The 26,550-nt window shown below is 53.9% G+C and carries 28 protein-coding genes; 7 read left to right on the top strand and 21 right to left on the bottom strand.

Translation table 11 applies throughout. The features are described 5' to 3' along the window. Positions 1-2: 2 nt before the first annotated feature. The 8 genes from GAH_RS06585 to GAH_RS06550 form a co-directional block, all read right to left on the bottom strand. Complete coding sequence (locus tag GAH_RS06585; RefSeq protein ID WP_048096807.1) at positions 3-1,187, bottom strand: acyl-CoA dehydrogenase family protein; 1,185 nt, start codon at positions 1,185-1,187, stop codon at positions 3-5. A 46-nt stretch (positions 1,188-1,233) separates the two neighbouring features. Continuing rightward, the gene (locus GAH_RS06580) at positions 1,234-1,713 is read right to left on the bottom strand and encodes a Zn-ribbon domain-containing OB-fold protein (RefSeq protein ID WP_245603990.1); all 480 of its coding nucleotides are present in this window, start codon (positions 1,711-1,713) and stop codon (positions 1,234-1,236) included. After that, positions 1,713-2,243: a Zn-ribbon domain-containing OB-fold protein gene (locus GAH_RS06575; RefSeq protein WP_052747872.1), complete on the bottom strand. Its 531-nt coding sequence runs from the start codon at positions 2,241-2,243 to the stop codon at positions 1,713-1,715. The genes GAH_RS06580 and GAH_RS06575 overlap by 1 nt, the downstream gene beginning before the upstream one ends. 5 nt (positions 2,244-2,248) lie before the next feature. Beyond that, positions 2,249-3,448, bottom strand: coding sequence for a thiolase domain-containing protein (locus tag GAH_RS06570; protein WP_048095504.1), 1,200 nt, complete (start codon positions 3,446-3,448; stop codon positions 2,249-2,251). Positions 3,449-3,454: 6 nt separating this feature from the next. Continuing rightward, positions 3,455-4,600 carry a thiolase domain-containing protein gene (locus GAH_RS06565; RefSeq protein ID WP_048095503.1) on the bottom strand — a complete coding sequence of 382 codons (1,146 nt, stop codon included), beginning with the start codon at positions 4,598-4,600 and terminating at the stop codon, positions 3,455-3,457. Positions 4,601-4,755: 155 nt separating this feature from the next. Continuing rightward, positions 4,756-5,256, bottom strand: a complete 501-nt coding sequence (locus GAH_RS06560; protein ID WP_245603989.1) for a type II toxin-antitoxin system VapC family toxin — start codon at positions 5,254-5,256, stop codon at positions 4,756-4,758. Then, complete coding sequence (locus GAH_RS06555) at positions 5,208-5,483, bottom strand: AbrB/MazE/SpoVT family DNA-binding domain-containing protein (RefSeq protein WP_048095499.1); 276 nt, start codon at positions 5,481-5,483, stop codon at positions 5,208-5,210. Before GAH_RS06555 ends, GAH_RS06560 begins: the two co-directional genes overlap by 49 nt. 78 nt (positions 5,484-5,561) lie before the next feature. Next, positions 5,562-6,692: a hypothetical protein gene (locus GAH_RS06550; RefSeq protein ID WP_048095498.1), complete on the bottom strand. Its 1,131-nt coding sequence runs from the start codon at positions 6,690-6,692 to the stop codon at positions 5,562-5,564. A 165-nt stretch (positions 6,693-6,857) separates the two neighbouring features. On the opposite strand from GAH_RS06550, the gene GAH_RS06545 reads away from it, so the two are divergent. Together GAH_RS06545 and GAH_RS06540 are read left to right on the top strand one after the other, a co-directional pair. Continuing rightward, positions 6,858-7,190: a nucleotidyltransferase domain-containing protein gene (locus GAH_RS06545; protein ID WP_048095497.1), complete on the top strand. Its 333-nt coding sequence runs from the start codon at positions 6,858-6,860 to the stop codon at positions 7,188-7,190. Beyond that, on the top strand, positions 7,183-7,566 hold the full coding sequence (locus tag GAH_RS06540) for a HEPN domain-containing protein (RefSeq protein WP_048095495.1): 384 nt from the start codon (positions 7,183-7,185) through the stop codon (positions 7,564-7,566). Before GAH_RS06545 ends, GAH_RS06540 begins: the two co-directional genes overlap by 8 nt. A gap of 32 nt (positions 7,567-7,598) precedes the next feature. Here the strand turns inward: GAH_RS06540 and GAH_RS06535 are convergent, their stop codons facing one another. The 10 genes from GAH_RS06535 to pan all read right to left on the bottom strand — a co-directional run bounded on the left by GAH_RS06535 (position 7,599) and on the right by pan (position 18,989). Beyond that, positions 7,599-9,104: an MFS transporter gene (locus GAH_RS06535; protein WP_048095493.1), complete on the bottom strand. Its 1,506-nt coding sequence runs from the start codon at positions 9,102-9,104 to the stop codon at positions 7,599-7,601. After that, complete coding sequence (locus GAH_RS06530; RefSeq protein ID WP_048095492.1) at positions 9,104-11,083, bottom strand: COG1361 S-layer family protein; 1,980 nt, start codon at positions 11,081-11,083, stop codon at positions 9,104-9,106. Before GAH_RS06530 ends, GAH_RS06535 begins: the two co-directional genes overlap by 1 nt. After that, positions 11,080-11,574, bottom strand: a complete 495-nt coding sequence (locus GAH_RS10385) for a PadR family transcriptional regulator (protein WP_052747796.1) — start codon at positions 11,572-11,574, stop codon at positions 11,080-11,082. The genes GAH_RS06530 and GAH_RS10385 overlap by 4 nt, the downstream gene beginning before the upstream one ends. 48 nt (positions 11,575-11,622) lie before the next feature. Beyond that, positions 11,623-12,399 carry a CoA-transferase subunit beta gene (locus GAH_RS06520; RefSeq protein ID WP_048095490.1) on the bottom strand — a complete coding sequence of 259 codons (777 nt, stop codon included), beginning with the start codon at positions 12,397-12,399 and terminating at the stop codon, positions 11,623-11,625. Continuing rightward, complete coding sequence (locus GAH_RS06515) at positions 12,396-13,364, bottom strand: CoA transferase subunit A (RefSeq protein WP_048095488.1); 969 nt, start codon at positions 13,362-13,364, stop codon at positions 12,396-12,398. Before GAH_RS06515 ends, GAH_RS06520 begins: the two co-directional genes overlap by 4 nt. A gap of 60 nt (positions 13,365-13,424) precedes the next feature. Beyond that, the gene (locus tag GAH_RS06510; protein ID WP_048095486.1) at positions 13,425-15,029 is read right to left on the bottom strand and encodes a sodium:solute symporter family protein; all 1,605 of its coding nucleotides are present in this window, start codon (positions 15,027-15,029) and stop codon (positions 13,425-13,427) included. Then, positions 15,029-15,196, bottom strand: a complete 168-nt coding sequence (locus GAH_RS06505; RefSeq protein WP_245603988.1) for a hypothetical protein — start codon at positions 15,194-15,196, stop codon at positions 15,029-15,031. Before GAH_RS06505 ends, GAH_RS06510 begins: the two co-directional genes overlap by 1 nt. Positions 15,197-15,358: 162 nt before the next feature. Then, the gene (locus tag GAH_RS06500; protein ID WP_245604110.1) at positions 15,359-15,961 is read right to left on the bottom strand and encodes a 3'-5' exonuclease; all 603 of its coding nucleotides are present in this window, start codon (positions 15,959-15,961) and stop codon (positions 15,359-15,361) included. 5 nt (positions 15,962-15,966) lie between these two features. Then, positions 15,967-17,715 carry a DUF294 nucleotidyltransferase-like domain-containing protein gene (locus GAH_RS06495; protein ID WP_048095481.1) on the bottom strand — a complete coding sequence of 583 codons (1,749 nt, stop codon included), beginning with the start codon at positions 17,713-17,715 and terminating at the stop codon, positions 15,967-15,969. A 65-nt stretch (positions 17,716-17,780) separates the two neighbouring features. Beyond that, positions 17,781-18,989 carry a proteasome-activating nucleotidase gene (pan, locus tag GAH_RS06490; protein ID WP_048096803.1) on the bottom strand — a complete coding sequence of 403 codons (1,209 nt, stop codon included), beginning with the start codon at positions 18,987-18,989 and terminating at the stop codon, positions 17,781-17,783. Positions 18,990-19,111: 122 nt separating this feature from the next. On the opposite strand from pan, the gene GAH_RS06485 reads away from it, so the two are divergent. The 4 genes from GAH_RS06485 to GAH_RS06470 all read left to right on the top strand — a co-directional run bounded on the left by GAH_RS06485 (position 19,112) and on the right by GAH_RS06470 (position 21,288). Continuing rightward, complete coding sequence (locus GAH_RS06485) at positions 19,112-19,588, top strand: multiprotein bridging factor aMBF1 (protein WP_048095480.1); 477 nt, start codon at positions 19,112-19,114, stop codon at positions 19,586-19,588. Positions 19,589-19,751: 163 nt separating this feature from the next. Next, positions 19,752-20,333: a DUF2589 domain-containing protein gene (locus tag GAH_RS06480; RefSeq protein WP_048096802.1), complete on the top strand. Its 582-nt coding sequence runs from the start codon at positions 19,752-19,754 to the stop codon at positions 20,331-20,333. 17 nt (positions 20,334-20,350) lie between these two features. Then, a complete protein-coding gene (locus tag GAH_RS06475; RefSeq protein WP_169745345.1) occupies positions 20,351-20,839 on the top strand; it encodes a DUF2589 domain-containing protein in 489 nt (162 codons plus the stop codon). Then, the gene (locus tag GAH_RS06470) at positions 20,839-21,288 is read left to right on the top strand and encodes a hypothetical protein (protein ID WP_048095477.1); all 450 of its coding nucleotides are present in this window, start codon (positions 20,839-20,841) and stop codon (positions 21,286-21,288) included. Before GAH_RS06475 ends, GAH_RS06470 begins: the two co-directional genes overlap by 1 nt. On the opposite strand, the gene cysS is transcribed toward GAH_RS06470, so the two are convergent. Continuing rightward, positions 21,289-22,686 carry a cysteine--tRNA ligase gene (cysS, locus tag GAH_RS06465; protein WP_048095475.1) on the bottom strand — a complete coding sequence of 466 codons (1,398 nt, stop codon included), beginning with the start codon at positions 22,684-22,686 and terminating at the stop codon, positions 21,289-21,291. 51 nt (positions 22,687-22,737) lie between these two features. Between cysS and GAH_RS06460 the strand changes: the two genes are divergently transcribed. Beyond that, positions 22,738-23,343, top strand: a complete 606-nt coding sequence (locus GAH_RS06460; protein WP_048095473.1) for a VIT1/CCC1 transporter family protein — start codon at positions 22,738-22,740, stop codon at positions 23,341-23,343. 68 nt (positions 23,344-23,411) lie between these two features. On the opposite strand, the gene GAH_RS06455 is transcribed toward GAH_RS06460, so the two are convergent. Together GAH_RS06455 and GAH_RS06450 are read right to left on the bottom strand one after the other, a co-directional pair. Then, positions 23,412-24,593 carry a hypothetical protein gene (locus GAH_RS06455; RefSeq protein WP_156967410.1) on the bottom strand — a complete coding sequence of 394 codons (1,182 nt, stop codon included), beginning with the start codon at positions 24,591-24,593 and terminating at the stop codon, positions 23,412-23,414. Between the two features lie 84 nt (positions 24,594-24,677). Continuing rightward, positions 24,678-26,492, bottom strand: a complete 1,815-nt coding sequence (locus GAH_RS06450) for an SLC13 family permease (RefSeq protein WP_245603987.1) — start codon at positions 26,490-26,492, stop codon at positions 24,678-24,680. Between the last annotated feature and the right edge of the window lie 58 nt (positions 26,493-26,550).

The following is a 26,550-nucleotide window of genomic DNA, read 5'->3' as shown; positions in this document are numbered from 1 at the left end:
TCTCAGCTCCTGTAGCTCTTGGGCATTCCCAGAACATGCTCGCCGATGTAGTTGAGGGCCATCTGCTGTGTCACGGGAGCGAGCCTTATCAGGTTGATCTCCCTCCACCACCTCTCAACGTCGTACTCCCTCGTGTAGCCATAACCGCCGAATGTCTGCATCGCCCAGTAGACCGCCTTTATTCCAGCCTCTACCGCAACGACCTTCGCCATGTTCGCAGCCTCACCAATCTCCTTGTAGCTGGCGTTGTTGTCGAAGAGCCATGCGGCCTTCAGGTTCATCAGCTTCGCACACTCAAGGGTCGCGTACGCCTCAGCAATAGGGAACTGCAGACCCTGGTAGCTGCCAATCGGGTCGCTGAAGACCTTCCTCTGCTTGGAGTACTCAACAGCCTTGCTTATCGCCAGCCTCGAGATGCCTATTGCCGCTGCGGCGAAGCTCATCCTCTCCGGGTTGAGGGTGTCGAGGATCATGTACCAGCCCTCGTCCTGCGGTGGCATGAGAGCATCCTCAGGCAGCCTGAGGTTGTTGAAGCTCACCTCACAGGTCTTGGAGTAGTTTATGCCGTGCTTTGGTATCGGGTTCACCTTCACGGCCGGGTTTGGAAGGTCTGCAAGGAAGAGACTGATTCCGTACGTCTTCTTTGGAGCCTCCTCCTTCGGAGTCGTCCTTGCGATTATCAGCATCCCCTTTGCCCTGTCCGCACCGCTTATGAAGATCTTGTTTCCGTTTATCACCCACTCGTCTCCATCCTTCACCGCCCTCGTCCTTATGTTGAGCGTGTTCGTGCCCGCATCTGGCTCTGTAAGGGCCATCGCGAACTCGAGCTCACCCTTGGCGATCTTCGGCAGGTACTTCTCCTTCTGCTCCTCAGTTCCATGCCTCACTATGCTCAGGGCACCGAATACCTCTGTCAGAACGAGGTACCACACACCACCCATTCCGCATCCGTTGGCTGCAAGCTCCTCCATTGCTATGAGGAGCTCGGTAACGCCCATTCCCGCTCCGCCATACTCCTCAGGGATCACTATGCCGAGGAAGCCGGCCTTGCTTATGGCCTTCCAGAACTCCTCGGCAAACTCACCCTTCTCGTCCTTCTCCCTCCAGTACTCTGGAGGGAAGTCCTTCGCTATGTCCTTTGCTGCGTCTGCAATCATCCTCTGCTCTTCCGTAAGCTTAAAATCCACATTCACCACCCCCATTTTTAATAATTAAAAAACCTGAGCAAAAAAATTAGGAAACGGGCTTGAAGTAGAGGATGTCCGTTATCCTGCCCTCCCTCTCCTCCTTCGGCTTGAGCACCGGCTCGACCTTCATACCAATCTCAACGTCCTCGGGCTCAACCTCGCCGAGGAGGTGGACTATTGATCCATCCGTGCCGTCCATCTCTATGATCGCGTAGATCTCCGGCTTCTCGAGCTTCTTCTCGTATGTGTCGTAGTTTGCCACCGCAAAGGCCTTAACGCAGCCCTTACCGCTTACCTCCACGAACTCGGTCTCGCCGAAGTCGAACTCGCAGTATATCCTCGGAGGGAAGTAGACGTGACCGCACTTCTTGCACCTTGCAGCAATAAACTTGCCCTCATCCTTGAGCTTCTTGAAGAATGCATCTCCAGCCTCTCCGCTCGTGTAAACCCAGTAGAGCTCGATCTTGCCCTCAACGTGCCTGAGCTCGGCAGGATCCACAATCTTCTCGTTGAACACCATCACCATCACCCCTCTATTGGCTTCCAGTAGAGGATGTCGGTTATCATGCCCTCCCTCTCCTCGGGCAGCTTCCAGACTGCCTTCACCTTCATTCCAATGTACACCTTGTCCGGCTCCACCTCGCCAAGCTTGTGCAGAATGCCCATCTTCGGTGAGGCTCCGTCTATGGAGATCACAGCCACAATCTCTGGCTCGTCAAGCGGTCTTGCATCAGGGTCGATGTAGGAGATCGAGAACGTCTCGACCGTGCCAGTGTCTTCAAGCTCCACCCACTCGTCGATTGGCCTGTAGCAGAGCTCGCAGAACATCCTTGGAGGCACCATCACCCTCCTGCACTTGTTGCACTTCGTTGCGAGAATCTTGCCCTCCTTGAGGCCGTTGAGGAACTTGCTGATGGCCTGTCCGGCGGTGAACTGATACCTTATGTCAGGGTGATCCTCAACGTACGTGACCTTCCCTTCCTTCAGATCCTCGGCCTCAATCCCGTGCCCCTCGACATACAGAGGAGCTGAGATGTTCTTCTTCCCAACCGCCATCACAATCACCTCTTGTTGGAGAGAACCATAACGGTTCCAACCTGCATCAGGTCACCCCAGGCCTGAGCAACACCCGTCGTCACTTCCTTGGCGACCTGCCTCTTTCCTGCCCTGTAAGCCAGCTGCCAGTAGATCTCAGCGACCTTGACACCCATTGTTGCAGCAATCGGGTTGCCAACGCCAAGCAGTCCACCGCTCGGGCAGACCGGCAGGTCTCCGTCCCTCGCTGTAACTCCCTCTCTCGTCAGTATCGGCGCCTCTCCCTTCTTCGCCAGACCCAGACCCTCCATGTGGTGAAGCTCCTTGTAATCGAACGGGTCGTATGGCTCGGCAACATCAATCTCCTTCCTCGGATCGGTTATGTGGGCCATCTTGTAGGCCATTTTTGCCGCTTCGGCAACATACCTCGGGAAGTACAGGTCTCTGTTCGTCCACCAGGTCGTGTCGAGTGCCCAGCCAACTCCATCAACCCAGACAGGCTCATCGGTGAGCTGCCTCGCTATATGCGGGGCGACCATTATCAGCGCTGAAGCTCCATCACTCGGCGGGGAGACGTCCAGCCTTCTTACAGGCAGAGCCATCGGCTCGCTGCTGAGCACATCCTCGACCGTTATCTTCTCAGCAACCTGAGCTGCTGGATGATCGAGGGCGTTGCCCTTGTTCTTCACAGAAACGAGGGCGATGTCCTCGTGCTTTATGTTGTTCTCGTGCATGTACCTCCTCATCTCGAGGGCAAAGATCCATATCAGGTTGGGGTTGAGCGGCCTGTCAAGAATGGGATCCCAGATGTACTTGAAGGCTGACTGGGGATGGGGGTGCACCGAGCTCATCTTCTCCTCGGTTATGACGAGGCAGACGTCCGCAAGCCCGCTTGCGACGTGCCAGTATCCTGCTATCGGCGCGAAGACTCCGGTTCCTCCACCGACAAAGACCCTCATGTACGGCCTGTTGCTACCTCCGCTGCCGTCAAGCAGGTACTCACCCTTCATGTGGATTCCGTCGAAAGAGTCTGGGGCGGAGCCCATCACGACCATGTCTATGTCCGAGATCTCAAGTCCAGCCTCCTCAAGGGCCTGCTTTACAGCGTAGTAGCTCAGCTCCTTCCCGGTCTCGTTCATCCTTCTCCTGAAGAGAGTGATTCCCGCACCGACGATGGCAACGTCCTGCTTCTTGTGGAACTTCAAACCCTTAATCCTCTCGAACATAGCTTATCACCTCGAGAAGACCGCAACGGCACCGCTTGCGGTCGGAACGTACCTCCACGCCTGAGCAACACCCATCTCAGCGTCGACCTGCCTCTTCCCAGCCTCTCCTCTCAGCTGAAGGACGATCTCGAGGGCCTTCTGTCCACCCGTGGCCTCGAGCAGGTTTCCGACGCTGAGGTTTCCTCCGGAGACGTTCACGGGCAGAGCTCCATCCCTGCTGAAGTAGCCCTCGCTGAGCAGCCTGTCAACCTCACCCGGCTTTGCAAGCTTGAGGGCTTCGATGTGCTGAACCTCCTTGAACGCGAACCTGTCGTCCACCTCGGCAATGTCCACCTGCTTCGCCGGATACTCAATTCCGGCCATGTCGTAGGCCATCTCGGCAGCCTTCCTTGCATACTCTGCTGTGAAGCTCATGGTGTCGTAGTTGCTCGTCTCGCTCCACCAGCCTATGCCGTCAACCCACACAGGCGTGTCTGTCAGCTGCCTCGCGACCTCATCACTCGCGAGCACGAACACAACAGCCCCATCAGCCCTCTCAGCAATCTCGAGCTTCCTGAGCGGGTAGAATGACGCCTCGCTGCTGAGCACATCCTCGGCGGTAACGTTGCCCGAATACGGTGCGTCGGGGTTGAGCCTGCCGTTCCTCTTGTTCTTCTCCACGACCTCAGCGTACACGTCGTCGCAGTAGCCCCTGAGGCTGGAGTAGTAGGACTTCTCAAGGGCTGCGAAGTAGTACGGGTGTGCCTTGCCAATTGGCCTGAGCCACACCGGATCGAAGGCGAACTTCATCACGTTTCCGAACGTCAGTATGTCGCTGGCCTTGCTGTGCGCTTCCACAACAGCAATCTCGGCAAGGCCGCTCTTGATGTGCATGAACGCCGTGGCTATGCCGTAGAGGAAGTCCGCGGTCACGGTCAGGGTGGGCTTAAGCACTGCCCCGAGCTGGTCGGGGACGAACTCGTCAAAGATGGCAAAGCCCTCCCAGAAGTCCTCCGCACACGTTACGAAGCTGTCCACGTCTCTCCTCGGGTTGATTCCTGCATCCTCGTAAGCCCTGACAGCCGCCTCGTACATCAGCTCCTTCCAGCTGAGGTCGGGCGTGTTGGTGTTGAAACCACTATAACCCACACCGACAACAGCAACTCTGGTCATGGTTTCACCGTGAAAAAATTAACGTTAACGTGATTTAAATCTTTCGTAATTTTTCATTACCAACATAAGTTAGATTAAAAAGTTATCCCAAAGGTGCAGACCAAGGGACGACAAGGAAGGAGAATGTGTTTTGCAGAAAAGGCCGGAACACAGCACTAACCGATGTTCTCCTCCAACCACCTGTTGTATTCCCTGAACACATCATCAGGGATGGGATTGACAACATGTATGTCCCTGACCTTTTTCCCCATTTTCCTGTCAATCGTGTAAATCACAGGGGCAGAGTGTGCCTTTGCTATTGCGACCAAATAACCATCCCAAGACTCGATTCTATACCCCATCGCATTTGCCAAGGACTCTACAGCAGTGTCAACACTCAGATCAGAGTAGAGTGCCGGAGATCTTGTCTCGAGAGTCTTCCTTAAAGCCTCGTATGCAGAAATTCTCTCAACCCCAAGATAGTTGGTGAGCACGTGATATGCTCCAAGAAATGCCGTCACAGGAATCAGACATTTCCTTTCCCATAGAAGGACGCTTTTTAAGAATTCAAGAGCGTGGTTCTTTGCTGGATTTTCAAAATGTGAAATCACAATCAGGCCAACATCCACTACTCCTTCAATCCCAACTTTCTCATGCTGAACTCCGCTGAATACCACTTCCCTTCAACCTCCGTGTCACTAACAAAGGGCTTTGGAGCCCTGTTTTTCAGATGGTCAATAAGCTCCTCAACCCTTTTTTTTAGATCTCGGTCTTCAATGGCTATCAAGATCTTTCCTCCTCTGACTTCTACCTCAACTTCGACCTCATCCTCAATTCCCAGATTTCTCCTGATCTCCTTCGGAATCAGGATCCTGCCAAACCTGTCTATCTTGGATCTTGCCAACTACATCACCAATTGGTTAATAGTCTGGAAAGAATAAATGTGTTACGTTCCCACACAAAAATTTATTTTTGATGCCCACTAAACACCATCCATTGCCAGCGTTACTTTTAACCCCATCAGCCCGGACAGCGCATTTTCAAGCTCTCTTCTTAACTCCCCGATCTCACCATCCAGACGGCTTACAGTCTCCTGAAGAGAGACCATCCTCCTCTCAAGCACTTTCCTCCTTTCAGCCGGGTCATGTCTCTCGCGCCGCGACTCGAGCTTTCTGAGTTCTGATTTTAAAGCTCCAAGCCGTCTTTTGAGCTGCCCGATCCTCTCAATCTCGGATTCAAGGCTGCCATCCACAATCTCTTCAAGAAGCTTCAGAACCACATCCTGCCTCTTCTCCTTCAGCTTAATCGTTCCCTTCCTCACCTCGGAAAGCGCACCAGAGGCGAGGTTTTTCAGATCGTCCATGCTGAGCAGAAGTGAGCGGGTTTCAGTGCTAATCTTCACGCCCACAGCGTGGGCGTAGAGCCTGATGGGCTTTTTTACGCGGGCGATCTTTCTGTGCACCTCTTCCTCCCTCCTCGCCACCTCCTGCTCCACGGCCTCCACCTCGGCCTTCAGAGCCGCAAGGCGCTCGTCATCTCCATCCCCGGATTCCTCACCTTCAATTTGCTCAATTTCAGAGAGAAGCTCGGCGAGTTCCCTGCTTACTCTCACCCTCTCTTCAATCAGGTCTCTTGTTTTCTCAATCATTCTGAGCGTGTTCTCCAAGTCGTCAATTCCCGCTTCCCTCCTTTTCCCCTCCACATCGGCGATTGTGCCGGCGATTGCTCTAAGGTGGGCATCCACCCTCTCGATCTCCGGAGAGCCCACAGCGAAGAGCATCCTGAAGTACCTGACGTTCATGGACGCGGTTTTTTCAAGCCTCCTCGATGCTTCATGGAACGCATCTTTACCGAGCTCATCCCTCCACAGCGTCAGCATGGCGGAAACAAAGTTGCGAGCCTGATCCCTGAGTCTCGGATGCACGGCATTCACGTCAAACCCCTCAAGGGATGAGATGAGACTGCTGATTTCAGCACGCAGCTCCTTTTCCTTCTCGAGCATGAAGGGATTGACATCCGCTTCAGCAGACCTCATAATGCTCAGAACCCTCGCCTCGGCCTCCTCCAGCGTGAGTTCCTCCGTCTTTCGCCTCCTGAAAAATCCGAGCCCCATCAACCGAAGTACTCCAGAATCTTTTATAGCAGTTGCCATGCTAAACATCCACTAACCGGAATTCAGTTACCCACCGAAACTCTCCGGCACTCCGACAGGAGACTAAGAAAGCCCCTCGGAGTGGGGAAAAGTGTTAAATTGAGTTCTCACATAATCTTTAGTGCAATGATCTACCAGCCTGCACTTTCTGAGACCAAGAGAGCCGCAATAGATGAGTTCGTCAGAGAACTCATGAAAAGGTATGGCGAGAGAGTGAAGCGAGTCATACTTTTCGGATCGGTTGCAAGAGGAGACATCCACAGTGAAAGCGATATTGACGTGCTGATAATTGGCTCACTCACTCTTGACGATGTGATCGGCATTAGCTACCCCATTCTGTTGAAATACGGCGAGCTCATTTCACCACACATTATGAGTGAAGAGCATTACTCAATGCTAAAGTCCAGAAACTCAGGCTTTATCAAGAGTGTCGAAAGGGAGGGCATCGTCCTTGTCTGACACCGAAAAGCTGTTGGAAAAAGCATATGATGCTCTTGAGACGTCAAAGATCCTTCTTGAAAGTGGAAAGTACAATGCAGCAATCAGTCAAGCATACTACTCAATGTACTATGCAGCAAAGGCCCTTCTAAGCGTTAAAAACCTCAACCCGAAGACACACAGAGGTGTTGTAGTGACACTCGGCCTCGAATTCGTTAATAAAGGATATCTGGAGGAAATCTACGGTGCAGCACTGGCAAAAGCTTTTAGACGAAGAGAACAAGCCGATTATGATCTGTACTATCGTGCAAGCGAAGAAGAGGCAGCTTTAGCTATCGATGATGCTGAAAAATTCTTAGAGCGGATAAAGTCCGCAGTGAAACAACTTAAAGGGTAATCTGAAGCCAGCATGAAAAGCAAATAATTAAATCACCCCTCAACCTCCCCTTTTCTTACTGCCAGCACCCTCATCCTCCTGAGGTGCTCTTCTCCGCTGAGGAACAGCAGTATGACTAGCATGCTCAGCAGCGGAAGCCACATCATCACTGAGAAGAGGTAGTGCATGCTGTCCATGAAGCTCTCGACCATCGCGACCAGCGGAAGGGGGTTGCCCTTTAGAGCGAGAACCCTGAGCAGGGCCATGGTTCCCGGATCCGGGATCTGGTTGCCGTAGTTGCCGAGCCAGTCCTTCATCCTGTTTGTAAGGAGCACACCCCCGACAGTCACGCCCATTGCCTGCGAGAGTGTGTTCACAGATCTAACAGTCCCATTTGCCATCCCGGCCTTTTCCGGAGGGACGGAGGCCATTATGACGTTGAACGACGGAGACATCAGCATCCCCATGCCGATCCCCATTGGCATGAGCTTCACGAAGAACTCCCAGTAGCTCACGTTCTCCTCAATGCCCGAGAGGTTGTACATCCCGAGGGTGAAGAGGACTGGGCCGGCACACATCAAATACTTGGGGTTGATCCTATCGCTCAACCTCCCGGCCAGAGGAGAGAACACGGTGTTGACGAGGGGCAGCACGATCATCCAGTAGCCGGAGTCTGCGGCGCTCAGGGACTTTATCCCCTGAAGGAAGTACGGCAAAACGAATAGCGAGGAGGACATGCCGAAGAAGAGGATTGAGACCGCAAGAATTCCGACGGTGAAGTTCCGTATCCTGAACAGCGAGAGGTCGAGCAGCGGGTACTCGTAGCTGAGCTCCCTGAGAGCGAATGCGATGAGGTAGGGAATCGAGATTGCAAAGCACCCGAGCGTCTTCTCATCCCTCCAACCCCAGTCCTGCCCGTTTATGATTCCGAGCGTCAGAGAGCCGAGAGCAACCGCCAGAAGAACTGCGCCAGCAAAGTCCACAGGAACCTTCTCCTTCGCGCCGAGGGGTGGGAGAAGCAGGTAGGCCAGAATGACCGAGACTATGCCCACCGGAACGTTCAGGTAGAACACCCAGTGCCAGCTCAGGTGGGTTGTCAGCCACCCGCCTATTATTGGGCCGAGGGTGAAGCTCGACGCCACCAGTATGGAGTTCAGACCCATCGCAGCACCCCTCTTGCCGGGAGGGAAGAGCTCGGTGATTATCGCGAGGGTGTTTCCGCTCAGCATGGCCCCTCCAACAGCCTGAAGCACTCTGAAGAAGATCAGGCTGCCTGTGCTCCACGCCTGAGCGCACAGGAAGCTGCTCACCGTGAACAGGGCCATGGCCCCCATGAAGTACCTGTCCCTCCTGACCATGTCCCCGATTCTGCCAGCGAGAACCAGCAAAACGACCATCGTGAGGGTGTAGCTGTTGAGTATCCACTGTATGTCAGACATCCTCGCGTTGAAGTCCCTCGCTATGCTGGGCAGAGCTACGTTCAGCACGCTGACGTCGAGCAGCACCATGAAGAGCCCCATCCCGACAGGAATGAGGCCCAGCCACCCGGATCTCGACATCAGCCGCCCCTCATCCGTCTCCTGAGAAAGACAGCGGAGAGGGCCAACGCGGGAACAATTGCCGCGAGAATGGCAATGGTTAGAGGTGTCAGGAGGGGTCTCTCCACAACCCTGAGCGATGCTGTGATTGGGGACGTCAGGTGTGTGTACCCCTCCTCGTCGCTGTACCTCACTCTGAGGCTCACAGGGTACTCCCCCATCCCGGCATCCTTGTCAACGTCAACCCTGAACCTCGCAACCGCCTTCATCCCCGGCTTCAGCGTGCCGAGGTAGTAGTACGACGGCTGCGGCTTCCCGGAAAGGCCCATCAGGGAGCTCGAGCCGGCCGGATGCAGGGGTGGGCTCAGATCGAGCTCAAGCACAGCATCATGCATCGTCCTGTTTCCGGAGTTCACTATGACGAGTTCCACGCTACCGGTTTCGTCCGGCACGAGGTCACTTTTGATGGATACGAGCTGAATCGCCCTCTCTCCGCTCCTGATCTCGACCGGAATCTCGGATATGCTGATGAGGTTCTCGACGCCATCTACGCTGTACCTCTCGAGCAGGTAGAGGCTGCGATTGCCAGCGGCGGCCTGATCCGACACTGACAGCCTGAAAGCCACCTCCCTCGACTCTCCGCTCCTCAGTGAGCCTATGTAGGCTGTGGAGCTCAGCGGCGTGATTGTGCGCTCGGGGGACACCAGCACGAGCCTGAGGTTCTCTACTCTTACCCCCATTTCGTTCCTGATGTTCAGCTTGAGGGAATCGACGGATCCGACGTCGATGCTCCTCACCACAGGCTCTGTAAGCAGTGGCTGCTGGCTGCCGGCAATGACCTCGACTGTCAGCGGCTCTGAAACCTCCACATCCCCGAGCTCGTTCTTGTACCTTATCTCCAGAGTTCCCCTGTACCTCCCTGACGGGGCTGAGGATGAGACGTAGAACAGCAGCTCCTTCACCTCTCCACTCGAAAATTGGCCGATGTATGGAGAGTTCTCGGCCCTCATCAGCCTGTTTTCGAACTTCAAATAAGCCACGGCGTCGCTCACGTTCTCTCCGCGATTCTCCACCCTCACAGAAACGTAGCCCCTCACGCCCGGAATCTCCATTCCTGACGGAACGGGTACGTACGCGGGCAGGAAGCTCTTAACATCAACAACTCGGAAGTGATCGACTCTCTCAACTTTCAGGCCAACGGTCTTGGTGATGAGCCGTGGGATTCCCGATGAGGTTTCAAATCGGATGACGAGGGTTACAGGGTAGCTCTGGTTCATCGCCCCGTCCATGACGAACAGCTTGAACGTCGCGTTCTTCCTCTCCGTTGGCGAGAGGTGGCCGAGGTATGCAGAGAGCCCAGAAGGGTTCGGTTTGAATGGCGGGGTAGTGTTGAGCATCACAACGCAGTTCTCGACTGAATTCGAGCCCGTGTTCGTGATCTCGATCTTAACGTACCCCTCCCTGCCGGAAATGAGTTCGCTGTTTTTGACTGAAATGGAGAAGTCGTAATCCTTCCTCTCCACAGACACGTGCACATACTCAACGTCGGAGTCGTCCTCGTAACTTATCGCCGGAGCCCCGTTCACCAGCGAGTACGTAACCTTCGAGAACTTCAGCCTCACCGGCACAGTGTAATCTCCAGATGAGGCGTTCTCATCAACCCTTATTGAGAACGCGACCCTCGCAACGATTCCGGATGGCAGGTCTCCGACCATGTACGGGTTTGCAGATTTCACCTCAAATGGAGCGTTGCTATCGTCCAGCTCCACCCTCAGGTTCTTGGCGGTGGTCAGCAGAGGTATCAGGCTGGACGTGTTCTCGTTAACAACAAATCCGGAGAGCTTTGCGTCGTTTTCGATGAGCAGGGTTAGGACTGTTTCCTCGCCCGGGTGTATCGCGCTGTTCTGCAAGGCTACGTGGAACGTGAAGTCCGTGGATGCTGAAGAAGTGTGGATTAGCACAAATGTCAGCAGGAGTGCAGCTAACATTACCTTCCTCATTCTCCCACCTCTTCCGAAATGCACTCAATCGCCTTCTCGAGCATTTTCTCAGCCCTCTCCCTTGACTCGGCTGCAGCTCTTGAGAGCATGACCACGAACTTGACCCAGTTCCTGAGCTCGAACAGCCTGAGGAAGTTCTCGCGCTTCATCTTCATGAACTCGGTCAGGTTGTCGTACTCATCTTCGCTCAGAATCCCCCACTCCTTCAGGACTCCGAGCTTCGTGAGCAGCGCCTGCATCTCCTTTTCAGCATACTCAGTTAGCGCCCTCCTCCCGAGTTCGGACAGAGAGTACACCTTGCTCTTTCCGACAGCCCTGACCTCCAGAAACCCGGCACTCTGCAGCTCCTTCAAAAGCGGGTAGACCGAGCCTGGAGAAGGGCGTTTGGCAGTCTTTTTCTCGATCCTGTCTATGAGCTCGAGGCCGCTCAGGCTCTCCTTCTCAAGCTCCTTCAGAATGAGTATCTTCAGTATGCCCTTCAGGTGTGTCACAAAAAGGGTTTAACTGAAAAATATAAAAATGTATCGGATTCCGATATATCACTTCTTTATCACGAGCCCGTACGGGTCGATCTCCTCCCTGAGTATCCTGAGCTCCTCGTCCGTCGGCGGCTCGAGAACCTGAATGTCGTCAGCAATTACAGGCTCGAAGCCCATGTCGCTGACCACATCATCTACGCTCAGTCCCTCCCTCACGGCTATGAGCCTCATCACCTTGGTATCCTCATCGAAGTCGAACATGGCCTTCGATGTCACAACCCTCCACGGGCCCGTGCCCTTCGGCAATCCATACTCCTCCCTCGTCTTGCCGTCAATCACGTGGCCGGGAGAGGTGATGAAGTCGCACCTCTCAACAAACCTGCGCTTCTCGTGGTTCATCACGATTATCGTCTTCCAGCAGTAGCTCGCGACCTCGTTACCTCCACCGCTTCCCGGGAACCTCACCTTGGGCCTCTCGTAATCGTCGCCAATCATTGTGGAGTTTATGTTGCCGTACTTGTCTATCTGCGCCGCTCCGAGCATTCCGTAGTCTATGTACCCAACCTGAGCGTAGCTGAACGCCAGCCCCATGCTGCACCACTGCAGACTCCTGTACGTGTTCTGCGGCCCCCCCATCGTGCCCCTCAGGAACGGGGTTCTGCTCTGAGGGCCGATAGCACCAAACTCGAACACCTGAGTTATGTTCGGAGTGTAGAGCCTCTCAGCGAGGAGCGCAACGACCTGCGGCATCCCCCAGCCCACGAAAACCGTCTTGTTGTCCTCCAGAAGTCTCGCGGCCTGACATATCATGAACTCGACATCAGTAAACTCCTTCATCTGTATCCCTCCAGAATCTGCGCCTTCTTAATCAATTCCTTGAGCTTCTTCATCCCAACCCTCTTCTCCAGAAACTCCTCGTGGCTGTCCACGCTGTATATGTACTCCTCGAGGTACCTTTGCATGTCCTCCTCCTCCCTTATCGAGGAGAGCATCAGGTAGTGCTCGGAGTCCATCTCGTAGTAGCCCTGAGTTCCACCGGGGTATGCGCCAAAGGGAGCGTGTACAACTGCATCGACAAGGTAGTACGGGATTATGGTCATGTTCGGCTCCTTCCTGAACTCGATGGTCTCCACAATTCTTTCAGCAGAGATTATGACCTTCTTTGACGCCATTGCAGTTTCGAGGGTCGCTACAGTAGGGCCGTACACCCTCGCGTTCCCGTAGATGTCGGCCTCCTGCACGTGAATTATCGCCACATCCGGATTCAGGGCTGGAAGTAATGCAACGGGCTTTCCTGTGAAGGGGTCTTTGACCGCCATTGCTCCGGATTTCTTGAACGTGTCGGTTCCGAGCAGATCCCTTGCGGGTATGAACGGCACTCCCATAGCCCCGGCGATGAGCCTGTAGGTTATGCTGCCGTTGCTCCAGTCGTAGACCTTCACTTCCCCGTTCTGCACCTTTCTGGCTATGTACGGGCCAAATCCGAGAAAGCCCACATCTATCTTGTCTATGCAGCCAGCACCCGCGAGCAGCACGCTCTCGAGCAGTGTGAACTTCGCGCATATCCAAAGGTACTTTTTCCTCTGCCTGATTATCTCCCTTATCAGGCTCTGCGGTCCCCTCGTAAGGCTCGAGAAGTCGTAGGCCAGATAGTCCCCATCGCTCACGAACTTCTTCACCGCCTCGCTCTCATCCATCAGCTTGTCTTCCCAGTTCCTGTTCTTCCTGTCTCTGACGTACTCCCTGAAATCGTCGGGATCGACAAAATGAAATTCTGCGTCACCTCTATCCAGAACCTCCATACTCAAAACCTCCTGAGAATTCAGCAGAACAAAAATTGGAAAAAAGAAATTTAAACGTTTTCAAACGTTCTCGGTCAGCTCAACGCAGTACTTCTGCACGGTCTCCTCATCCGGCGGGCTGGTGAGCAGCGAGATTATGACGAACAGGATGAAGCCCACCGGGATCGCCCAGAACTGGTGTGGTGTGACGATCCATGCGGCCTTGTTGTCTCCGAAGAGCATCTGGTTCAGGAAGAACCACGCGTGGTGGCCGAGGTTGAACTTCGCGTACATCCATGCGTAGAGGTGCAGGAAGAACATTATTATCGCAGTCGTCCACATTGCAGTCCTTGTGGCCCTCTTCCACCACAGTCCGAGGACAAGTCCTGGGCCTATGGAGGCAATGAGGGCAACGAATGCCCATCCTGAGAGGTCAAGGACGAGCGCTGGCGGGTTGAATGAGATGATCATACCGACGATCAGGAAGACGATCGAGACGATCCTTGCGGTCGTAACCGGGTTCTCCTGAGCGTACTTGCTTTTGAGCTGCATGCCGAGCAGGTCTCTTGTGACGAGGGTGTTGACGACCATGACCCATCCGGCAGCGGTTGACATGGCTATGGCCAGTCCACCGGCTGCGAGGATACCGAGGACGAGCGGGTTGGACAAGGCCTCAACAGCGGCGATCATCGAGTAGTCGAGGACTGAACCGACCTGGTACGTCTGCTGGATTATCTTCAGAACGCCAACAGCCTTGCCTCCTGCCTCAGCAGCGAGCGGGTGGTAGTTCTCGATCATGACCTTGGCTCCGGCACCGATGATCTGTAGCGCCATGTAGAAGATACCTGCGAAGAGAGCCGTCCAGAAGATGCTCCTCCTTGCGGTCTTGATGTCCATGGTCGTGAAGAACCTGACGACCGTGTATGGCATGACTGCAAATCCAAAGTGCCACGTGAAGTACCATCCAACTATGGCCAGCCACGTCCCAACGAACGCGTGCGGTGGCTGCGGGTCACTGGCGGTGTTGAAGAACTTCGGGTTGTTGGCAAGCACAGCCTCATGGAAGCCCTGAAGACCTCCGAGCTTTCCAATCATGACTATCGCTGCAATAACTGCTGCGACGGTCATCAGCGCTGCCTGGAACGCTGCGTTCCACGAGGTGGCGATCATTCCTCCCCAGACAACGTACAGCAGAACGATCACTGTACCGATTATAACTCCATAGATGTAGTTGATCTTCAGTATGGCGAGCAGGAACAGAGCCATACCGACGATGGACAGCGTTATGTACAGTATCGAACCGAACGCAACGATGACACCGATGAGCCACCTGAGCTTCTCGTCCTTGTACCTGTCAGCATAGTAGTCCGCGAAGCTGGTCGGTGCGTACTTTCTGAGGGCTGAAGCTGTAAGCAGCGTTGCCAGCGGCATTCCGAGGATGATGGCGGCCATAGCCCACCAGAACGGATATCCCAGTATGAATATGTACGCCGGCAAACCGAGCATCGATGCGGGGCTCAGGTACGTTGACTCGAGCGCAAGTCCGTTGACAAAGCTGCCAATCTGCCTTCCGGCAACGTAGTAGTCGGTGGCGCTCTTAAGCTTCTGCTTGCTCCACCAACCGATGTATATCGTTACCAAAAAGTACAAAACCGTAACACCCACAACAATCGGATCCACGGCCATCAGCTACCACCTCTCGCTTCTTCAGCCTTTTCGGGTATGTAGAAGTACAGGAACGCTACCACCACTGGTATGATGAACGTCCCTATTAGACTCGCGTAGATCGTCGGCGCAAGCACTGGTCCTATCCAGATGTGGTTGATGTGCGCTGTCGCTTCTAGGGCCCACATCAGGAATGTGTACCCATACATCACTAAAACTCCCAGCCAAAACACCTTCGGCGGCCAAGGCATAGTCTCACCTTACGTTAAGTAAAATTCATGATTAATTTAAACTTTTCGCAATTGGCTGTTATAAATTTTCTTAGTTCTTTAATAATAATGACGAATCAATCAGAAAATAAAATGGGAGTCAGAGATGCCGAGGCGGGAGATGAAGGACTCGAGAGCACTGAGGGAATTTATGCCGTACTTCATCAGCCGCATCATCTGTATCTGGAAGATCTGAGCCTCAATGTACGCATCAGCCATAGCGCTGTGCCTGTAGACGAGGGGGACGTTGTACTTCCTCGCGAGTGACTCGAGGGTGAGCTCCTCCCTGCTCGGCCTCTCACCGAAGATCTCCCCGATGACCCTCTCGACCAGAGCAATATCCAGGGACTTCTCAAACCTCACCTTCTTCCCGCACTTACCAAACTCCTTCTGCAGGAACTCCACGTCTATGCTCACCCCGTGACCGACGAGCACTCTGTCATCAATCTTCTCCATGATCTCCTCAGAGACCTCGCAGAATGATGGAGCGTTTTCAAGGATTTCAGGAGTTATCCCGTGGTACTTTATGGAGGACACCCTGAAGGACTTGGGCCTGACAAACGTGTGGTATGCGCTGCCAACAAGTATCTTGAGCCCGTCCATCGGCAGAATGGCGACGCTGATCACCTCATCCTTCCTGAGGTCGAGTCCTGTCGTCTCTACATCCACCACCGCAAACCTCACGTCCCTCAAAGCCTGTCCACCCCGTAATACCTTCTAACAAAGCCCTGAAAGTTCTTTATAATCTTGAAAGCCTCCCTCAGTATCACCAGATCGAGCTTCTCGAGCTCATTCTGGTTTATCAGGTTGTCGCTCTTGTGTGCCTGATGCTTCAGCCTGAGATCCTGAAGGAACTCAAAGCTCTCTTTCAGCTCCTCAACCCTCCTCTCCCCAAACACGTGCTCGAGCTCCGAGATCCTTGACAGGGTGTTCGTCTCCCTGATCCCCTCATCCACGGCAAAAACCCTGACGGCGTTGACAATTGGGTAGATCCCGTGCTTCTTCACGTCTATCCCCTTGTCAATGTCCTTGATGCCGAAGATTCCTATGGGTGGCTCAAGGGACGTGGCGTCGTACGCCAGAAACCTCAGTGCCTGCATGTTCTTCACCTCGAAGATGTGGTCGATGAGCTCGTCGTAAAGTCGCTTGTCGCCGTAGATGTGCCTCATGTCGAGGAATACTGTCAGGAGTCTCAGGTTCTTCGGCACCGGCTCGTTGAACCACTCCTCGAACATCCTCTTCCACTCGTCTATGCTGTGGTGCCAGTTCGAGGCCATGTAGCCGGCGACGCATTTTGGTATGCCCACGTAGTCCATCGTCTCGTTCACCTCAGCGAGGAATTCTTGCGGGACTTCGGTTTCAAATATCACGGCATTGTCCTGATCCGTGGCTATTACCTGCTCCTTCCTCCCACTGCTCCCCATGTTGACCCACGAGAAGTCCCTGTGAACCCCGTACTCCTTGGAGAGAAGCTCTATCACCCTCACGTAGGTCTGATCGTAAATCGCGTTTATCATCCTCGAGAGGTCGTGGAAGCCCACACCCTTGCTCACGAGAACCCTAACCTCATCCCTGACGGTGGCCATCATGTCCCGCATCTCGGTGAAGTCGTCCGTCCTCCTGAGCCTCCTGTAGATCCTTATGACCTTGGCAAATGGCTCGAAGACCGAGAGAACGTCCTTTATGGAGATGACTCCCTCCAGCGCATCACCGTTCACTATCACGAGGTGGTTGACTCCCGCCTCTATCATCTTTATGTACGCCTCAAAAACCGGCTCTCTGCTCTCGGAGGTTATGAGGTTCGGGGTCATGAACTCCCTCACTTCCCCGTCTATCCTCTCGCTCGCAACCGCCTTCTTCAGGTCGGTGTCCGTGAAAATCCCCACTGGCCTTCCCGCGTTCACGACCACAAGGCTCCCCACTGACTTCTCGAGCATCGTCCGTGAAGCTTCCTTGACGACGCAGTCAGGGGTGCAGGTAATGGGCCTTCGATGGACGAGTTCGATTACCGGCTTGAGTAGCAGCTCCTCGACCTGAGTGTCGAACCTGAGCTCCCTGAACCTCCTCTCAGCGAAGGTCTCAAAGAATATCCTGAACTTGGAGTTGCTCTCCATGACCTCCCTGAAGACCCTGCCGTCGAAGAGGTAGCATATCGTGTCCTCCTCGGCAACGGCGGTTGCGTTGAAGGGCGTACCCTCAACGGCAGACGTGACCGCGAAGAGCTCGCCCTTGGTCAGCCTCTCCTCCACGTCATTTTTCAGGAGAACCCTTCCGGAATAGATGAAGTAGACGTACTTCGTCTTCTTGCCCTTCTTGATTATCGTCTCTCCCTCTTCGAAAATCTCGACCTCCATACCGCCAATGAGCCTGTCGAGCTCATCTCCGGTGAGGTATGAAAATGGAACGATCTTCCTGAGTAATTCCTTAGGCGGAATCATTGCCTCACCAGAAAAGGGTAACGATTAATCTTTATAAATTTTGGGGGAGACCCCCGGAAGGGGCATCAGACGAACATCACGCCCTTTGCCTCGAACTTCACGGGCTTGCTGTCCTTCTTCAGCACCTTTGCAATCGCCCTCTCGAAGTCCTCCATGGTCACCCTCGCCTTCTCCTGCTTTATCGCGAACATTCCTGCCTCGGTGACTATGGCCTTTATGTCAGCACCGCTCGCACCCTCAGTCATCTCGGCCAGCCTTCTGAAGTCCACATCCTCCGCGATCTTCATCTTCCTCGTGTGGATCCTGAATATCTGCATCCTGCCCTCAAGGTTGGGCATCGGAATCTCAATTATCCTGTCAAATCTACCGGGCCTGAGTATCGCCGGGTCGAGGATATCTATCCTGTTGGTCGCGCCTATGATCTTCACGTCTCCCCTCGGATCGAAGCCGTCCATTTCCGCAAGCAGCTGCATCAGCGTCCTCTGAACCTCCCTGTCACCGCTTGTGTCGCTGTTCGTCCTCCTCGCAGCTATTGCATCAATTTCGTCAATGAACAGTATTGTCGGTGCCTTCTCCCTCGCAAGGTCAAAGACCTCCCTCACGAGCCTCGCACCCTCGCCTATGTACTTCTGGACGAACTCGCTTCCCACGACTCTAATGAATGTCGCGTTTGTCTCTGTAGCCACAGCTTTAGCGATCAGGGTCTTTCCTGTGCCCGGGGGCCCATAGAGCAGCACGCCCTTGGGTGGCTCAATGCCAACCTCGGCGAACAGCTCTGGTTTGAGCAGTGGAAGCTCCACAGCCTCCCTCACTTCCTCGATCTGCTTGTCAAGACCACCGATGTCGGAGTACGTGACGTTCGGCTTCTCCTCGATCTCGAATCCGTAGACAGTCGGATCCTTCGGGCTCGGAAGCACGCTAACGACTGCAAGCGTCTGCTGGTTCATTGCCACCCTCGCACCGGGCTTGAGCTCGGACATGTCAACGTACTGGGAGACGTTAACGAGGAATTTCGGCCCGGTAGAGCTCTTAACCACAACTCTACCGTCCTCAAGGACGTCTGAAACTGTTCCTACGATTAAGGGTGGTGAGCGTAACCTCTCAATCTCGCTTCTGAGTCTCCTAACCTCACGTTCAAACCTGATCCTCTCGGACTCAACAAACCTCTTCTCATCTTCCAGCCGTTTATAAAGCTCCTTGAGCCTTTCATACTCTCTCTCGAGTATCCTGAGCTTCAGAATGATGTCCTCATTTCCAGCCGGACTCTCAATCATGTCCTCCGTCATACTTCCCATACCTTTTTATTTTTTGGCATCAACTCCCTTCCGGGAGTCTCCAATTAGAAATATATAGCTACAAGTATTTGAAATTATTGGAAAATTGGCAGGGGATAGCAATGGAGTGTGAGATCTGCGGGAAGGAGATTAAGGGTAGGGGCTTTAAGGTTGTCGTTGAAGGGACGGAGCTGAACGTCTGCGCGAGGTGCAAGGAACACGGGGTCGAGGACATATCCACCTCTTCACAGCACGGGGTGTCAAGGGTTGTTAGAAGGGACAGGAGACAGCCAAGACCTTCGAAGCCAATAGTCTTCACCGAGGAGCTTGTCGAGAACTTCAACGAGATTATAAGGAGGGAGAGGCAGAAGAGAGGATGGAGCCAGGAGGAGCTGGCCAGAAGGATTCAGGAGAAGGAGTCCCTCATCAGGAAGATCGAGAACGCCGAGATAACCCCCGAGCCAGAGGTCGTGGAGAAGCTGGAAAGGCTGTTCGACATCAAGCTCAGGGAGAAGGTTCAGGAGGTGAAGGTTGAGAGCCAGAGAAAGCTCGTCCCGACCCTTGGAGACGTTGTGGTCATAAAAAAGAAGAAAAGATAGTGCGGTGGACATATCCACAGAATGCTCAATATTATTTAAACCGATTTTCCAATCAAATTATCTTGTGCAAAATTTAAGCCTGAAATTATCTGATCAAAAAACTATTTATATTACCTCATCATAATGAAGAAGAAGCACGATTTTCGTGCTGGAGGTGTTTCGGATGGTTGGTGCCAACATACCTGCAGAGCTTGCTGCTCTGCCGATGGAGAGCCTTATCGGCAAGCCTCTCGAGGCTGCGATAAGAGCTCAGGCATACGCGGCCATGACGACCGCCAGATTCATTCAGGAGGTCGGAATGGACGATGATGGGAATGTGAAGAGCGTTGTTTTCAAGTTCAAGAGAAAGGAGGTTGACCCGGAGAGCGGTGACGTCAAGGACGTTGACACGACCGTCGAGGCTCCGCTGCTCTCGATTCTGCCGGTGCCCTACATAAGGATAAAGGACATGACAATCCGGTTCAACTTCACCATAAAGACGTCCGCCTACGACAAGAGCCAGCACGACTTCTCGAGCAAGCTCACGGCAAAGGCAGGATGGGGATGGGGGAGTGTCAAGTTCACGGCCTCATACGGATTCAAGAAGGAGAGCAGGTCGCAGGTTGACAGGAGCTCGGAGCTCGACATAGTCGTGAACGCCGTGCAGGACGAGATGCCCGAGGGGCTGAGGATGGTTCTGAGCCTTCTCAAGGAGAGCATAGCCCCGGCATCGGGTGGTGCATCCGGCGGTGGCGGAGGAGGGTAAGCAAGAGGTGCACCGAGTTGTCGTCCAACCTGGCCGTCCTGCTGCAGCAGATAATCTCCTCTCCACTCAGAGCCGTGATTGATGCACAGGAGGAGTCGGCCAAAGCCACCCTCGACTTCATAGCCAGCACGATGGAGAAAAAAGCCGGGAAGCTCGTTCCCAAGGCGGTGAATGTCGGATACACGCAGGCGTACATCGACCCAGACACGGGGGAGCTGAAAACGGAAGACCTCACGCTCTCAGTCCCTCTCGTAACAATGGTGCCCATACCCTACATCAGCGTTGATGAGGTGGAGATTGAGTTCGACGCGAAGATTGTGGCGGTGAGGCCGGAGAAGAAGGTGGTGCAGCTCTACGCAATATACGCGCCAAGGTCATCGTCAAGAGTTGACCTGAGCGGCGAGATGCACGTCAAGATAAGGGCCAGAAGGGCCGACGTTCCTGAAGGAGTCGCGAGGATGCTCACCGCCCTCGCAAACTCTCTGGGCGTGAAGGGTGAGGAGTGATGCCGGAGAGAAAGAGGAAGGTTAGAAAGGTCGAGAAGAGCGAGGATGAGCTGAAGAAAGCGATGCCCGGGAGGTTTGATGCTGGTGTTTTCACCCCGGACAGGGTGTCTGAGAGGCTGACGCTGAAGAACCTCGCCTCCGGAATAGCGCTCGCAGCTTTGAATGCGAAGGTGATCATCGATGCTGAGGCGGTGAGGGCGAGGAAGGAGATTTACGAGAAGGATGAGGTTCTGCGCTCCCTGCCCCTCACAACCTTTGACGTGTCTGAGATAGAGGTGGAGCTGAGGTTCGCGGTTGAGGGTGTTGAAGAAGGGGACGTCGTGGTGTCCACAGACATTGAAAAGCTCGAAAAAATTCAGGATTCACTGTCCACGGTGAAGTTCAGGCTGAAGAGCAAGCCGATCACCGAGTACACTCTGCCAGATGGAGAAAAAGTTGTGAGAGGCTGATCAGGCCAGATACCACCTCGTTCCGTGCTTGGTGTCAACCAGAACAATTCCCCTATTTTTGAACTCGTCCCTTATCCTGTCCGCGACATCGAACTCCCTCTTCCTCCTCGCCACCTCCCTCTCAAGCACCCTTGAGCGATCCTCCTCCCCGAGAACCGGAGACCTTCTGTAGTCCCTGACGAGGCCCATGACGTCCATCATCGTGTGCAGCTCCTCAAATGCCCTTTCGAGGCTGTTGAGGCCTGCCGAGAACTGCCTGCTGTTTATGTTCGACGCGAGCTCATGCATCACCGCCAGGGCTTTGGGCGTGTTGAAGTCGTTCTCGAGTGCCTCAACAAAAGCGTCCATGAACGACGGAATCTCGTCTCCATCCCTTTCCCCGCCGAAGGTTTTCAGATAGGCTATCTCCATGTCTGCATTTCTGAGAGAGTTGAGCAGGTACTCGTACGACCTCTTTGCCTCGACCACCCTCTCCTCCGAGTAATCGAGCGGGTGCCTGTAGTGGGCCGAGAGCAGCAGGTACCTGAGGGCCATGCCACCGTGCCTCTCCACCACATCCCTGATCCTGATTATGTTGCCCAGACTCTTGCTCATCTTCTCTCCGTTCACCGTCACAAAGTTGTTGTGAACCCAGTACCTCACGGGCTCAACGCCGTGGAGCGCGTAGCTCTGGGCCCTCTCGTTCTCGTGGTGGGGGAAAATCAGATCCATCCCCCCGCCGTGTATGTCGAACGGCGTTCCGAGGATCTCTGAGGACATGATGCTGCACTCTATGTGCCAGCCCGGTCTTCCCGGCCCCCACGGTGAGTCGAAGTATGACTCCGCCTCGAAGTCCTCCTTCTTGGCAGCCTTCCACAGAGCGAAGTCCCTCGGGTCTTTCTTCATCGGATCTGGCTCGATTCTGTGCTTCTTCAGCTCCTCGGTTGACAGACCCGACAGCTTTCCGTAACCATCGAAGGCAGGAACGTGAAAGTAAACGTCCTCCCCGTTCTCCTTCTCAACCGTGTAGGCGTAACCCTTCTCGATCAGCCTCTGCACGGCCTGAATTATCTGGAGTATGTAGTCGGAGACCTTGGGCCTTATGCACTCCTTCACGTTGAGCTCCTCAACATCCCTCATGAACTCCTCGATGAAGAGTGAGGAAATCTCGAGGGCTTTCCTCCCCTCACTAACGGCCCTGTTGATGATCTTGTCGTCGATGTCCGTGAAGTTCTGCACCATGATCACGCGATGCTCCCTGAACTCGAGAAAGCGCCTGAGCGTGTCGAACAGCACCACATTCCTCGCATGACCTATGTGCGAGTAATCGTAAGCAGTTATCCCGCAGACGTATATCCTGACCTCATCGCCGAGCTCGAGATCCACAAGGCGCTTCTGCATGGTATCGAAAAGCTTCATAAATCCACACTGGCAACACTCATTTAAATTACTTGCTGGGGTTGGTAAGGAGTGCAAATAGCCTCGAAGCTTCTCGGCAGGGAGAGGCTCAGAAAGTGGAGGATATACGCAAGGATGACGGACATCTCGTCCATCTCGAGAAGGTACTTCGTCATAGGGTTCTTTGACGGTGTTCTGACCATCATGGGAATGGTTCTCGGCGCACACCTGAGCGGGGAGGCGAGCAGGGAGATAATATTCTCCGCGGGCATAGCCACCTCCCTTGCCCTCGGAATCTCAAGCGGATGGGGTGCGTTTGAGGCTGAGAGAGTTGAGCAGATGCTCGTTGCGATGGAGAAGAGGAGGGCGCTGCTGAAGTCGGATGGGGAGCAGTGCCTGATAGACGAGGCCCACGAGTTCGCCATGAGGATAAGCTCTTTAGTCCACGCAATAGCCCCGATACCGGCGGGAATCATCCCTCTGCTGCCGTACCTGTTCCTGCCAGAGGACATCGCGTTTATTGCCGCCCTGATAACCGGATTCGCCCTGCTGTTCATCGTTGGGGTTTCGATGGGAAGGGTGTCGAGAAGCAACATCCTGAAGTCCGGGGCGAGGATGGTGCTTGCGGGCGTTGCCACGCTGGTAGTAGTTACGCTTCTGAGCCCATCTCATTTCTAACAACCGATTCCAAAACATCCCCATTTCTAAAAATCCACTTTCCCCGAGAAAAAATGGAAAATGAGAGATTAACCTATGTTCATCCTCAGCTTATCAAGCTGCTCCTCAGTCAAAGGCTCTCCAAACAACATCTGCGTTTTATCTGCACCATGTTTCAAGAACGTCCAGTTTCCTGTGTCAAAGGGCTTAAATGGATCGCTTGTGTTTCCTGTGTACGTCAGGAAGTCAAACTGGAAGGCAGTAGACCAGTCTGGCACAACTGGAATGACTCCTTTCCTCCACTCAAGCTTTCCAGCGGTAGAATTCCATGCAGTTATCACAATTTTTCCATTTTCATCATACTCTTTGAGCGCCTCATTTCCGTGGCAGTCAGAGCACTCAATATCTTTAGTCACTGTGTGTGAATAGAACGGTGCTATCACGTAGAACGTGCTATTCTCATACTGTACTGCCATTAAAGTGGCGGTTGTAACCTTTCCGTTGAAGTTTATCAGGAACTTGAACCCGCTGATTGGCCCGTATGGTCGCTTTACATGGGACTTGATTGCACTTTCGAGATGGCAATTGTAGCAAGAGATGACGGTCTTGACATGACATGCAGAACAATCAACTTTCGACATGTGGATCGAGTGTGCTGTGTTCTCCGGAACACTTGTGTGACAGTTCTCACAATCAACCTTTATTGCACCCTCCAACATTGAGTTGTACTGGTTCCCATCCCCATGCATTTCCTCTTCTGTATGGCAGTCAATGCACTCCATGCCCTTCGACCTATGCACGTCTGAGAATAGCTCTGGTTTTGCAGATTCGAGCTTTATCTCCACACCCTGCCTTGAATGGCATCCAAGACATACCTTACTGCTCGGCTTGTCACCGATCTCCACATGACAATCGTTACAGTCAGGAGTGTATTCCTCAGCCTCAATTGGAGAACCATCTGCTTTTGTCTTTGCATGACATTTCATGCAACCAATTTTTTCGATAGGAACCCCCGTAAGTGCCTCAAAACCTCCATTATCTTTGCTATAAAAGTATGCCTTGCCATTTCTCGTGTAGTGTAGACTTGTCTGAAACTTTTCAGCGATCACTTGCTCCTTACTTGGTGTCTCAACCATGGTTGGCGTTGGAGTGGCCGTTTTTTCTGGAGTAGGTGTTGGAGTTGGCGCTTTTTCGGCCTCCTCTTGGCTGCATCCGAGTACCAAAATGGCCAGAACCAACGCCAGAATCAGGCCCCATCTCATAATTACCACCAGCATAAGTATAACATACCGAAATAAAAAAGTTATTATTAACGATGTTAAATTAAAATACTGAAAAAAGGTTTAAAGAAAAAATCAAGGCACCCACTTGGGAGCCACACCCGGTACAACGCCAAACACTGCCTGCACTAGGAAGTAGCTGAGCAGCGACACGAAGACTATGCCGATCAGGTTCAGCACCAGACCCGTCCTCGACATCTGCGGTATTGTCACATAGCCGGTTCCGAAGACGATGGCGTTTGGCGGCGTGGCCACTGGGAGCATGAAGGCGAAGCTCGCCGCTATCGCTGCCGGGATCATGAAGAACCTGGGATCCTCGCCCATTGCCAGCGCGAATCCAGCCATGATCGGCATCATGAGCGTCGCTATGGCCGTGTTGGAGGTCATCTCGGTCAGGAAGATTACGAGGGTGACTATCGCGAACATCACCACGAGCGGGTGAACGCCCTTGAGGAACAGCAGCTGCTCTGCGATCCAGTTGGCAAGCCCACTCTTCGTGAAGGCCGAGCTGAGAGCTATGCCACCTCCAAACAGCAACAGTATGCCCCACGGAATGTCCTTGGCGTGATCCCAGTCGAGGGCGAACTCGCCCCTCCTGAAGTCGACAGGAATCACGAAGAGCAGTATGGCCGCGAGCATGGCGATAACGTAGTCATTCACGAACGGCAGGTAGCTGCTTATACCGGGAATGGTCACGCCTCCGATGACCTTGGGCTTGCTGTTTATCCACGCCAGAGCGGTAAGCAGGAAGACAGCAAGGACGATCTTCTCCCCCCTGCTCCATGGCCCGAGCTTCTCCAGCTCCCTCCTGACGAGCTCCTTGCCTCCCGGAATTTCGCTTATTTCCGGCGGGCTGAGGAGGTAGACGAGCACGAACCACGCTATAAACAGGAAGGTCCATGAGATCGGAACGCCTATGGCCAGCCAGTCGGTGAATGTGATGTCAGGGGCGTTCGGGAAGAGCTTTGAGAAGGTGCCAACGAAGACCGCGTTTGGAGGGGTGCCGATTATCGTCGCGACACCTCCAATCGATGCCGCGTATGCGATTCCCAGCATCAGGGCAGTCCCAAACCTGAAGTGCCCCGCTCTGAAGTCCACGTTCTTGAGCTCACCCCTCCTCTTCATCTCCTCCCCTGCCATTGCGACGTGCAGTATTATGGAGAGGCCGATCGGCATCATCATCATGGTCGTCGCCGTGTTTGAGATCCACATGCTCAGGAAAGCTGTAGAGACCATGAACCCCAGAATTACCTTCCTCGGGCTCGTCCCTATGGCGTTGATGATCATCAGGGCGAGCCTCCTGTGGAGGCCCCACTTCATCATCGCAGCGGCTATGAGGAATCCACCCATGAAGAGGAAAATCACCTTGCTCGCGTAGCTCGGAGCGACCTCCTTGAGCTTGCTAACCTCAAGCATCGGCAGGACGACGAGGGGCAGCAGAGCCGTTGCCGGCAGGGGAATGGCCTCGCCAATCCACCACACCGCCATCAGCACTGTGAGGGCCAGAACGCTCTTCATGTCCTTGGCCTTCTTCAGTATCGCTCCATGAGCCTTGGAGTCCTTCTCCTCTATCAGGGACAGCAGGCCCTGAAGGTCGTGGATCTCGGAGATCTTCCCGTCCTTGAGGGTCACGAGCCCCTTGCCCTCAGCAACTGCGAGCACCTCATCGCTGAGCTTCGCAGACTTGACCGCACTCTCAAGGAACGTGGACGGAACGGGGATCAGGAGTATCGCCGCAAAGAGGATGATCCCAAGGAAAAGGGAGTACTTCTGCCTCTTGGTGTACTCGTGCCTGTCCTCTCCAGCCACAAGCACGTCTGCAATCCCGCCCTCCTCGAAGTCCTCCTCGACCCTCTCCTCAATCTCCCTGATAACGTCATCACTGCCCAACACCACCACCTCAGCATTCGGGGAAAAGGGGGCTTTTAATTAAATTTACGGAAAAGAT

This window comes from Geoglobus ahangari (genome assembly GCF_001006045.1).
GTDB classification, from domain to species: domain Archaea; phylum Halobacteriota; class Archaeoglobi; order Archaeoglobales; family Archaeoglobaceae; genus Geoglobus; species Geoglobus ahangari.
The sequence above is the reverse complement of the archived record's forward strand: the minus strand, read 5'-3'. Positions and strand labels throughout refer to the sequence as shown.